This window comes from Silvania confinis (assembly GCF_025564085.1).
In the GTDB taxonomy this organism is placed as follows: domain Bacteria; phylum Pseudomonadota; class Gammaproteobacteria; order Enterobacterales; family Enterobacteriaceae; genus Enterobacter; species Enterobacter confinis.
On the sequence record NZ_JAMGZJ010000009.1, the window covers coordinates 1 to 271 of the forward strand.

Here is a 271-nt window from a genome sequence, read left to right on the forward strand (position 1 = left end):
ATATGGCCGTCCCGGCGTCGCGTTATCAGCCGTCGTCACGTCAGTACAGCGACACGGTAACGCCGCCGGAATATGACGATGATGTGCTGGTCAGGAAAGTGGATATCAGCGGGAAACTGAGCATTAAAGGGATCAGTCTGAGCGCAGGCAAGGCGTTCAGGGGCGAGCGGCTTGGGCTGCGCGAAACGCAGACGGACGGGAACTACGAGGTGTGGTGGTACAGCACGAAAGTGGGGGTGATCGACCTGAAGAAAAAGTCGATCACCATGGG

The 271-nt window shown here is 57.9% G+C and carries 1 pseudogene; it reads left to right on the plus strand.

Annotated elements, in window-relative coordinates:
• A pseudogene (locus tag M8013_RS00045) lies at positions 1–271 on the plus strand (IS481 family transposase); the annotation flags it as partial.